This is a genomic window from Soehngenia sp. (assembly GCF_055108775.1).
In genome coordinates this window covers 1-10,341 of sequence record NZ_JBSQIL010000058.1, presented here as the reverse complement: position 1 = coordinate 10,341, position 10,341 = coordinate 1, and the positions used below count along the sequence as shown (strand labels likewise).

Sequence of the window (10,341 nt, the reverse complement as noted above, 5' to 3'; positions counted from 1 at the left end):
AAATTTAGACTGTCTTAATGAACCGCCAAGTACCGAACGGTATGCTTGGTGGTGTGAGAGGACGGTAATTAAAATAATTAATTACCTCCTACTCGATTGATATATTTTTTTTGAATTCACCATCTTTGAGCATAAAGATGCTTTCTATATCTTTGCTCACAAGATCACGAATATCTGCTGTAGTGGAGAAGTTAATACATATTCCACAGCTAGAGCTCAAAGCTCTTGGAACTGGCATTATTTTATTTTCTATCTCTTTTGATTTAAGAAAGTTGGAGTATTTAATCGCTCCATAGTGTGTATAAAATAGTGCTATATATTCCATGTCATCACTTCTTAAGAGTTAATATGAACGAATCTTTATCTTCTTTTATATCCACTTTATATCCAGCATTAACAGCAAATCTTTCTACATTTTCTTTAGCTACTTTGCTGTCGACTATAACTTGTACATCAGAATTATCTTTTGTAGCATTTTTAGTCATTAGTACTGGTTCTGGACAGGATCTGCCTCTTGCGTCTACAACTTTATATTTCAATTTTAACACTCTCCTTAATTTCAACTTCGCTAGATTTGTCAATATTGAAGTATCCTATAAGAAATACTACTACAAAACCAATGATAACGGCAACCTTGCCATTTAGAGTAGGACCTTGAGCGGATGAAGCTAATCCGAAATTATGTGCGAAAGCAGCACCAAAAACTAGACCTAAAACTGTAATAGCTGAATCGATATTGCCTTCTGCTGATAAAATAAGTTGTCTTAGTGGGCATCCTCCTAGTAATACTGATGCAAATCCAACTAGTCCCATCCCTAATAAATTCCACAGACCATCAGTATGAGCAATTGGTTGATCTACAAAGCCTAGTTTAAATTGTCCTAATAGCAAGTTTCCTATTAAAGCAGCAACAAAAATTGCCAAAAAACCAAAAATTAAATGGTAGTCTTTGAACATAATTATATCTCTAATGCCACCAGCACAGCATAATTTATTCTTTTGAGATAATACTCCTACTATCAAACCATCTATGAGCGAAATATAAATAGGCGCATGGCTCGCTCCTGGGCCTTCTTTGCTAAAAAGCAAAAGTGTAGGAAAAGCAACTAATAGTATAAATAAAATCACTGATATACTTGGCAATATATATCCTTCGGTTTTAGGCAATGTGTAATTTCTTTTTAAACTAAAACCTTTATTCAAGAACTGCACACCGACAAATATACCTGCTGTAAATCCTAAGATGCCAATGACTGCATTTAAATCTCCACCTGCTAATCTTAAAATCATTCTCAACGGACAGCCTAAAAACATCAAAGCACCTATCATTACAAAAAACCCTAGAACAAATCTAGTTAGAGGAGCAGAGCCACCCTTTACTTTAAATTCTTTGCCCGCAATACTCATTACAAATGCGCCAATAATTATTCCGATTATTTCGGGTCTAACATATTGCACAGCTTCTGCCCTATGTAATCCTAAAGCTCCTGCTGTATCTCTTATAAAACAAGCGATACAAAAACCCATATTAGCAGGATTTCCAAATTTAACTAATAAAACTGAAATTAGTCCAATTACTAGACCTGTGAAAATAATACCTTTGTTCTTTTTCATCAACAATCTCTTCCCTTCTTATTTAATTTTAGTATACAACAATTGTTAAAAAATAAACATTTTAATTCGCAATAGATAATCATTATCTATTGAAAAAAATAATAGTGAATATAGAATCTAATGATATATTTGATGTATTATAGTTATGGAGGGATAAATATGAACAAAATATATTTAGATAATGCTGCTACGAGTTTCCCAAAAGCGCCTGGAGTTAGTGATAGCATGAAGTACTATATTAACAATATAGGAGCCAACATAAATAGAGGAGGGTATAGCGAACAATATAAAGCCGAAGAAATTGTATTTGAGACAAGAGAAATGTTAAGAGAATTATTTAATGGAGAAGACAGTGCAAATTGTATATTTACTCAAAATATAACACAAAGTTTAAACACTGTAATCAAGGGATATTTAAAGCATGGTGATCATGTAATTGTTTCTTCAATGGAACATAATGCTGTTATGAGGCCTTTAGTTCAATTAGAAAAATGCGGAGTGGAGTTTACAAGAGTTAAGTGTGATGAATTTGGGCGGCTTAATCCATATGATATTGAAAAGTCTATAAAGGAAAACACTAAATTAGTAGTGATAACACATGCGTCTAATGTATGTGGTACGATTCTACCTATAAAAGAAATTGGAGAAATATGCAGGAGAAATGGAGTGAAGTTTGTTGTTGATACAGCCCAAACTGCGGGCAGTATAATGATAGATATGAGAGAAAACAATATCGACTTTCTCCCATTTACTGGGCATAAGGGTTTAATGGGTCCACAAGGCATTGGAGGTTTTTTAGTTTCAAGTGATATGATAAATGAGATTGAGCCACTTATTGTAGGTGGAACAGGCAGCATGTCAGATACAGAGGAAATTCCTCCATTTATGCCAGACAGATTTGAAAGTGGCACGTTAAACTTGCCTGGTATATTTGGATTAAGTGAAGCTTTAAAATTCATAAAAAAGACCGGGATAGACAATATTTATAAAAAAGAAATGAATATGGCTAAAAGGTTTATAGAAGGGCTAAATGAAATTGATAGACTAAAGATAATTGGATTAAAGGGTATAGAAGGAAGAGTTAGCACTATTTCAATAGACTGCATTTATCAAGATAATGCTATAGTATCACATAGATTAGATTCCGAGTTTAATATTATGACTAGATGTGGGCTGCATTGTGCTCCATCTGCTCACAAAACTTTAGGAACATTTCCCCAAGGAACTATTAGATTTTCTATCGGATATCACAACACAATTGAAGAAATTAATGAGACACTGGTTGCTTTAAAGAAAATATTATATTAAAAATCCCCTTTTTTATTAAAGGGGATGAGCTGTTTTATTGTTTTTCACCGCTAATATTTCAGCTATTATGCTAATTGCTAATTCTTCAGGTGAGTTTGTAGCAATATTAAAACCTATTGGAGCTTTAACTTTTGACAATTTGATCTCATCTATTCCGTTAGACAAGAGCTCATCAAATATTTCTTTTACTTTTTTCTTACTGCCCATTAGACCTATGTAATTTGCGTTAGAGTTTACCACGGATTCTAATGCTTCATAGTCTTCTCTATGGCTTCTTGTGACAATACAGATATAAGTATTTTCATCAATATGGCAATTGATCAAAGATTCATTTATTTTCCCTAAGATCAACTCATCTGCATCAGGAAATCTCATTTCATTTAAGTATTCTTCTCTGTCATCTAAAACAGATATTTTAAAGTCCAGTGTTTTTGCTATATCATAGAGGGCTTTTCCCACATGACCAGCACCGCATATGATTAATTTAGGTTTTGATTTGAAGGTTTCGATGAAAACATCAACCTCTCCGCCACATATCATGCCGATGTCTGGCGAATTTAGAGGAAGATTAAATATGCTGCTTTTTTGCGACTGAATGCACTCCTTTGACAATTCTATGACTTTAAGTTCCAATGCTCCTCCGCCAATAGTCCCGACTGTTTCACCATTTTCTAAAATAAGCATATCAGCGCCAATTTCCCTCGGCGTAGAGCCTTTTGCATTTACAACAGTTGCATGTGCAAATACTTTTCCTTTATCTAGAAGCTCAATAAGTTCTTTTAAAACATTAACATTCATTTTTATCACCCTTTGATAATCCATGTAATAGTGCTTCTAAAACTCCTCCAGCCACAGCTCTTGCTTTATCAGAAATAGTGTAAATATAATCAATTTCTCCTCTTGGGTCAATATCAGCTATTTTCATAGATTTTGTGACAAAGAGATTTTCTCTAATAAGGCCTCGAATGACACCTTTAATTGGAGATTTGACTTTTAAGTCTCCGACATAGCAGATGATATCATCTTCCTTTACTAAATCACCTATATTTCTCTCATGCCTTATTAATCCATCGCATGGAGACTTAATCACTCTCTCCTCTCCATATCCATTTATTAATCCAGGTATACCTGTGTTTGGAATAGCAGAGCCTTTATATATAACTTTTCCAAGGTAATGCCCTCTTTTTGTTTCTATTACATAATCAACATCCTCTCCAGCACAAAATCCTGGGCCTACGCCAATGGTTATAGGAGCTAGATTTCTATTAGTTCCTAGATTCTTTTTAGCTAATATCGCATCAACAACAGCCATTGGCTTTATTTGTTTTATACACAAGCCCTCTTCGTCAATTAAAACTGGAACATATCCATCTTCTAATATTGATAGAGCAGTCTTTACATTGTCTGCAAATACAGCTTTTACACCTTCAACGGTTGTTTCTCCATCGTATATGGCTTCCGAAAATGACACTGTTCTTCTGATAGAAAGAGGTTTTTCAATTTCCAGAGCAATTACTTTAAATCCAGATTTAAAAAGCCTATGTATAATACCTGAAGCTATGTCACCTGCACCTCTAACTATTACTATTTGCATTGACTTTCCTCCAATCATACATTTCACCGAAAACTACCTTAAGCCCTGGAACATCTTTTAAACTACTCTTGATTTCGATAGCATCAGAAATTTCTATAATTTTATTTATATATAAAATCTTCTCTCCAACGGCATTTTTAAATAATCCTAGGGGACTTTTCACTAATTCGGTTATAGAATTGATGTCAACCGAATCATCAATTAATTTATCTGTCAATTTGCACAAGATTTCAGGCCTATGGCATATTTCTTGAATTGGTTTTCCTAATGAATCTAGACCTATTACTCCTACGGTCTTTGTAGTGTAGTTTGTTATTACGGGTTCAGTTTCATTTGGAGCTTTAATAGGTTTTTCTCTTGAACCGTCAGCTTCAATGAGTATGTAGTCAAAGACATCTCTTTTTATTATCTCATCAATATTATTTAAATCTAAGCATTTCACTTTTTTACCTATAGAAGTGTCTGCATAAAATGTAATTGAACTGTCTTTAGGTACATAATCTTCAGGGAATGAACCAATGAAGATAATGTCATATATGTCCATATTTGGATTGAACATTGCAGTTGAAGTTGTCACAAGAACTTTTTTGTTTAGTGACGATAGTTCTTTTGAAAGTTTTTCAATTGTAGTAGTCTTTCCACCTGCACCTACAAAAGAGATGATTTCATTCTTTGATAGATCAATATTAAATTTTTGATAAATATATTCCATATTATTCTCCTAAAGTTATTATCATTAATTATAGCATAAAGTGGCTTAAGTATTAAATATGTGCAAATAAATTAGTTTTATAAATAAAAATCATTCATAATATGAAACTAAATTTCTATATAATGTTTGGTTGTTTATAATATAATTTCAAATGGTATAATATTCTTAAAACTTGGCAAGTTATTCCATGGAGGTAACTTATGAAAAGTACATTTGTTAGAATTCAAGAGTACAAAGCTAATGCAAATGGTGCAGATAAAAAAATTATTGATTTTCTATTAGAGAAACCTGAAGAAGCAGCCAATTTAACTATTCATGAACTAGCTGAGAAAACGTATTCTTCGGCTTCTACAATAGTAAGGCTGTGCAAGAAATTAGGATTTAAAGGCTATAAAGATTTTCAGAAATCTTTAGTTTATGAGCTTGCTTTAAGGAAAGAGGTGCTAGACGAAAAAAGCCAAGAAATTAATAGAGAAGATTCATTAGAAAGTATTATTGAAAAGGTTACATATAAAAATGTTGTTTCATTGGAAAATACTATGAAGCTTATTGATTTACAAATACTAGAAGAATGTGTTGACCTATTGGACAAATCAAATACAATACATCTATTTGGAATGGGCTCATCACTTTTAGTAGCAAAAGATGCATACCTTAAATTTTTAAGAATAAATAAGCCTTGTTTAATCAGTGATGATTGGCATGCTCAGCTGCTACAGGCACGAAACATAACTAATAATGATGTTGCTATTGCAATCAGCTATTCGGGAATGACGGAAGAAGTACTTAGATGCGTTCAAACTGCCAAAGAAAACAATGCTCCAATCATAGCTATTACTAGGTTTGAAGAAAATCCATTATCTGAAATAGCTGATTATAATCTATATGTTTCAGCCACAGAGTTTATATTTAGAAGTGGGGCAATGTCATCAAGGATATCGCAATTAGGTATTATTGATATTTTATTTACTGCTCTCATTAATAGAAACTATGAAAAATATTTAAAGCAATTTCAAAAAACTCACATTGAAAAACCATACAAACCAGTAGAATAATTTTAGGAGGAGAAATATTATGACAAATATTGAAAAACTAACAACAGAGTCGAGAAATCCAAAAACAATTAATTTAGATCAAATGGAACCTTTAGAAATAGTTAAAGTGATGAATGAAGAAGATGAAAATGTAATCAGGGCTGTACGAGATGAATTAGAGAATATTGCAAAAGCAATTGAGATTTGTACTAAATCTTTAGAAAATGGCGGAAGATTAATATATATGGGAGCAGGAACTAGTGGTAGATTAGGATTATTAGATGCAGTAGAATGCCCTCCGACATTTGGTACTCCGGATGATTTAGTGATTGGACTTATTGCCGGAGGTGAAAAAGCGTTTATAAAAGCAGTAGAAGGGGCTGAAGATAGTAAAACATTAGGGGAAGAAGACTTAAAATCAATTGGTGTGAATAGTAAAGATGTAGTTGTTGGTATTGCAGCTAGTGGGAGAACCCCTTATGTAATTTATGGACTGAGATATGCTAAATCTATAGGTGCACATACTATTGCAATTGCATGCAACAAAGATTCTGAAGTGGGCAAGGAAACAGATTTAGCAATAGAAGTTGTTACAGGACCTGAAGTGTTGACTGGATCAACTAGATTAAAAGCAGGTACAGCACAGAAGATGGTTTTAAATATGATATCAACTGGTACAATGGTTGGAATTGGTAAAGTATACCAGAACTTAATGGTAGATGTTGTTCAAACCAATGAGAAACTTAAAATGAGAGCTGAAAATATTGTTATGGCTGCAACAAATTGTAGTAGAGATGAAGCAAAAAAATTTTTAGAGTTAGCTGATGGCAATGCAAAGACTGCAATAGTTATGATTCTTAAAAATTGCTCTTTTGAGGAGGCGATTGAAAGACTGAGAAAAAACAAAGGACATATTAGAAAGGCATTATTAAATTAATATACTATAAAAATACAAGGAGGAAGAAAATGGATAATAAACAATTAGCTATACGAATTGTTGAACTCGTAGGTGGTAAAGAAAACATAATAAAAGCAGCAAACTGCATGACTAGATTAAGAATAACTGTTAAAAATCCTAGTTTGGTAAATGAAACTGAGTTAAAAAACACCGAAGGAGTACTTGGAACAGTAATAGATGGGAATTATGCACAAATTGTTTTAGGGCCAGGCAAAGCAAAAAAAGTTGCTGATATATGCATTGATGAGCTTGGAATTCCAAGAGATTTTACAGTTGATGAAGATTGGATAGAAAACAAAGAAGAGATCAAAGCAATGCAAAAACAGAGTCCATTAAAAAAAGCCATAAAAACTATAGCTGATATATTTATCCCTCTTATACCTGCAATTATTGCAGCTGGGCTATTTAATGGACTTGCTAGTTTAATTTCGACACTCCAAGGGCAAGCAATATTACCGGCTGAAGGTACATGGAAAGTCATCCAACTTTTATTTGCGCTTATTGGCGGTGGGTTCCTAGGATATTTCGCAATATATACTGGTATAAATGCAGCAAAACAATTCGGTGCAACTGAAGGTTTAGGCGGAATGCTAGGTGCAATATCAATCAGCCCTAACATAGTTGCTATTTCGACTATATTTGGATTATATGATGCTGAAGTCCCACTAAAATCAATTTTGACTACAGGAAAAGGTGGGATAATAGGAGTTATTTTAGGAGTTTGGATACTATCAAAGATTGAGAAAAGGATTAGAAAGAGAATACCTGATGTATTAGATTTAGTTGTAACACCATTTTTGACATTGTTAATAACTTCAGTATTATTTGTATTTATAATTATGCCTGTTACTGGATATCTTTCAGATTTATTGGTTAGAGGTTTGAGTTTAATCATAGGGTCTCCTAATTCAATTGTTAACATAATAAGTGGATATATTTTAGCAGCAATATTTCTACCAATGGTTTTATTAGGACTTCACCATGGGTTAATACCTATATATGCTATTCAGTTAGAAAATTTAGGTGGAGTATCATTATTTCCTGTATTAGCAATGGCTGGTGCTGGGCAAGTAGGGGCTGCAATTGCAATTTATATTAAAGCCAAGAGAGTTGGCAATACTAGGATGCAAAAGGTAATTACCGGTGCATTGCCAGCAGGTTTCTTAGGAGTTGGAGAACCACTCATATATGGAGTTACATTGCCTTTGTTTAAACCATTTATTACAGCTGGCTTAGGGGCAGGATTTGGTGGGGCTTATGTAATGCTTAGTAGAGTAATGGCTAATGCATGGGGACCATCTGGATTAGTTGCAATACCAATAATGAAACCAGAGTCAATGTTAAACTACTTTATTGGATTAGTTATATCATATATAGCAGGTTTCATAATAACTTATTTTGTAATGAAAGATGATGAAGTAAAAAATGTCTAGTAATATTAGTTTCTCAATTTATGTTTCAACATGGAGAGAAAACATAGAAGCTTTACCTTCTGTATATACAGAGGGGGCTTCTGTTTTTACTTCATTGCATGTACCAGAGGAAAACAATGAAGAATTTATCAATGAAGCTACAGAAATGATAAAAAGTGTTAAAAAGATTGGATATAATGTGATAGCTGATGTATCAAATAAAACTTTATCCAATTTTAAAGTTACTAGTCTAGAAGAGCTTGCAAATTTATTACCCATAGATATCCTTAGAATTGATTATGGTTTTAATATTTCAGAAATCATTGAAATTAAAAATAATGTCAAGATAGCTATAAATGGATCTACAATCAATAAAAATCTTCTAGAAAAATTAAATGATACTCCTGAGAAACTAATCGCAATACACAATTTTTATCCTAGAGTTGATACAGGACTAGATGATAAACAATTTATTGATCTAAATAATATGTTATTAGAAAATAATTTTCGGATTTATGCTTTCATACCTGGTGATTTGAATTTGAGAGGACCTGTTTATGAAGGGTTGCCTACTTTAGAAAGTCATAGAAATTGTTCACCATATGCTTGTTTTGTTGATATGCATAAAAATTATTCAATTAATGATATCATTGTTGGAGATGGAATCATATCGCATGTAGAATATGATATGATAAAGTATTACAAAGAAAATAATGTTATAATCTTTCCTGTTGAGCTAGATGAAAATTATAAATATTTGGATGGGACAATTTTTAGTATAAGAGAAGACTCTCCATATTCTCTCTTGAGATTAAAGGAATCAAGAGAGTATGCTTCAATGGGCGATAAAATATATGATCATAATTGTATTAAGAGAATTAGAGGGTGTTTAACTATTGATAATTATAAATATGGCAGATATTCTGGTGAAATTCAAATTACAAAGAAAGATTATCAAGCAGATGAAAGAGTAAATGTTATCGGGCAAATTAAAGATGAATATATATTGCTTTTAAAGTGTATAAAAAATGGGGATAAAATTAAAATCATAAATGTTTAGGAAGTGAAGATTTGATGTTTAATATATTTAAGAAAGACAAAAGTAATGAGATTGTAATAAAAACTCCAATTACTGGGAAAATTGTTAAAATTGAAGATGTACCAGATAAAGTTTTTTCTGGTAAATTAGTTGGAGATGGAATAGCTATATTGCCTGATGACGAATTTGTTTATTCTCCTTTTGATGGAGAGATAGTACAGATTGCTCCTCAAAAATATGCATTGGGTTTAAGGAATAAAGAGAATGTTGAATTACTGATCCATTTAGGTATAGATACAGTAAACTTAAAAGGAGAAGGGTTTGAAGTTTATATCGAAAGAAATCAAAAAGTTAAAACTGGAGATAAACTCATTAAGGCAGACTGGCAATATATTTCAAAGAATGCAAAATCAACAATTTCTCCTATAGTTATAACAAATATGGAAGTAGTTAAAGAAATAATAATTACAGAAGCCGAATATTTGCATGCAGGAGATAATATTTTTACAATCATATTGAACGATAGATAACTATATAAAAAATCGAGTCAGCACATTGCTGCTCGATTTTATTTGTGCGCCCAGCATGGGCGTAAACTAGTCGGTGAAAGTCCGATACGGAGGTTGATAGTGCCAACCGTTAGCTTAAGACAAGGGTGTCCATCGTGAGG

General features: G+C 32.5%; 12 protein-coding genes. 6 read left to right on the top strand and 6 right to left on the bottom strand.

Annotated elements, in window-relative coordinates:
- Nucleotides 1-88 precede the first annotated feature (88 nt).
- From ACTB1H_RS07540 to yedE, 3 genes are read right to left on the bottom strand one after another with little or no spacing between them, the layout of a single operon-like run.
- Nucleotides 89-325 (bottom strand): DUF3343 domain-containing protein, encoded by a 237-nt coding sequence (locus ACTB1H_RS07540; protein WP_463262230.1) that lies wholly within the window; start codon nucleotides 323-325, stop codon nucleotides 89-91.
- A gap of 4 nt (nucleotides 326-329) precedes the next feature.
- Nucleotides 330-539, bottom strand: a complete 210-nt coding sequence (locus ACTB1H_RS07535) for a sulfurtransferase TusA family protein (RefSeq protein ID WP_463262229.1) — start codon at nucleotides 537-539, stop codon at nucleotides 330-332.
- The gene (yedE, locus tag ACTB1H_RS07530; RefSeq protein WP_463262228.1) at nucleotides 529-1,614 is read right to left on the bottom strand and encodes a YedE family putative selenium transporter; all 1,086 of its coding nucleotides are present in this window, start codon (nucleotides 1,612-1,614) and stop codon (nucleotides 529-531) included. The genes ACTB1H_RS07535 and yedE overlap by 11 nt, the downstream gene beginning before the upstream one ends.
- Nucleotides 1,615-1,773: 159 nt before the next feature.
- Between yedE and ACTB1H_RS07525 the strand changes: the two genes are divergently transcribed.
- Complete coding sequence (locus tag ACTB1H_RS07525) at nucleotides 1,774-2,922, top strand: aminotransferase class V-fold PLP-dependent enzyme (protein ID WP_463262227.1); 1,149 nt, start codon at nucleotides 1,774-1,776, stop codon at nucleotides 2,920-2,922.
- 15 nt (nucleotides 2,923-2,937) lie between these two features.
- On the opposite strand, the gene ACTB1H_RS07520 is transcribed toward ACTB1H_RS07525, so the two are convergent.
- Genes ACTB1H_RS07520 through yqeC form a run of 3 tightly spaced genes read right to left on the bottom strand, consistent with a single transcriptional unit; the run spans nucleotide 2,938 to nucleotide 5,228 of the window.
- Nucleotides 2,938-3,720, bottom strand: a complete 783-nt coding sequence (locus ACTB1H_RS07520; RefSeq protein ID WP_463262226.1) for an XdhC family protein — start codon at nucleotides 3,718-3,720, stop codon at nucleotides 2,938-2,940.
- On the bottom strand, nucleotides 3,710-4,516 hold the full coding sequence (gene yqeB / locus ACTB1H_RS07515; protein WP_463262225.1) for a selenium-dependent molybdenum cofactor biosynthesis protein YqeB: 807 nt from the start codon (nucleotides 4,514-4,516) through the stop codon (nucleotides 3,710-3,712). The genes ACTB1H_RS07520 and yqeB overlap by 11 nt, the downstream gene beginning before the upstream one ends.
- Complete coding sequence (gene yqeC / locus ACTB1H_RS07510) at nucleotides 4,497-5,228, bottom strand: selenium cofactor biosynthesis protein YqeC (protein ID WP_463262224.1); 732 nt, start codon at nucleotides 5,226-5,228, stop codon at nucleotides 4,497-4,499. Before yqeC ends, yqeB begins: the two co-directional genes overlap by 20 nt.
- Before the next feature lie 200 nt (nucleotides 5,229-5,428).
- Here yqeC and ACTB1H_RS07505 point away from each other — a divergent pair, with 200 nt between their 5' ends.
- The 5 genes from ACTB1H_RS07505 to ACTB1H_RS07485 are packed head-to-tail and all read left to right on the top strand — an operon-like array spanning nucleotide 5,429 to nucleotide 10,201.
- Complete coding sequence (locus ACTB1H_RS07505) at nucleotides 5,429-6,283, top strand: MurR/RpiR family transcriptional regulator (protein ID WP_463262223.1); 855 nt, start codon at nucleotides 5,429-5,431, stop codon at nucleotides 6,281-6,283.
- Between the two features lie 19 nt (nucleotides 6,284-6,302).
- Nucleotides 6,303-7,199, top strand: a complete 897-nt coding sequence (murQ, locus tag ACTB1H_RS07500) for an N-acetylmuramic acid 6-phosphate etherase (RefSeq protein WP_463262222.1) — start codon at nucleotides 6,303-6,305, stop codon at nucleotides 7,197-7,199.
- Between the two features lie 29 nt (nucleotides 7,200-7,228).
- Complete coding sequence (locus tag ACTB1H_RS07495; RefSeq protein ID WP_463262221.1) at nucleotides 7,229-8,653, top strand: PTS transporter subunit EIIC; 1,425 nt, start codon at nucleotides 7,229-7,231, stop codon at nucleotides 8,651-8,653.
- Nucleotides 8,646-9,692: a MupG family TIM beta-alpha barrel fold protein gene (locus tag ACTB1H_RS07490; RefSeq protein ID WP_463262220.1), complete on the top strand. Its 1,047-nt coding sequence runs from the start codon at nucleotides 8,646-8,648 to the stop codon at nucleotides 9,690-9,692. Before ACTB1H_RS07495 ends, ACTB1H_RS07490 begins: the two co-directional genes overlap by 8 nt.
- Nucleotides 9,693-9,706: 14 nt before the next feature.
- Nucleotides 9,707-10,201 carry a PTS sugar transporter subunit IIA gene (locus ACTB1H_RS07485; protein ID WP_463262231.1) on the top strand — a complete coding sequence of 165 codons (495 nt, stop codon included), beginning with the start codon at nucleotides 9,707-9,709 and terminating at the stop codon, nucleotides 10,199-10,201.
- The last annotated feature ends 140 nt before the right edge of the window (nucleotides 10,202-10,341 follow it).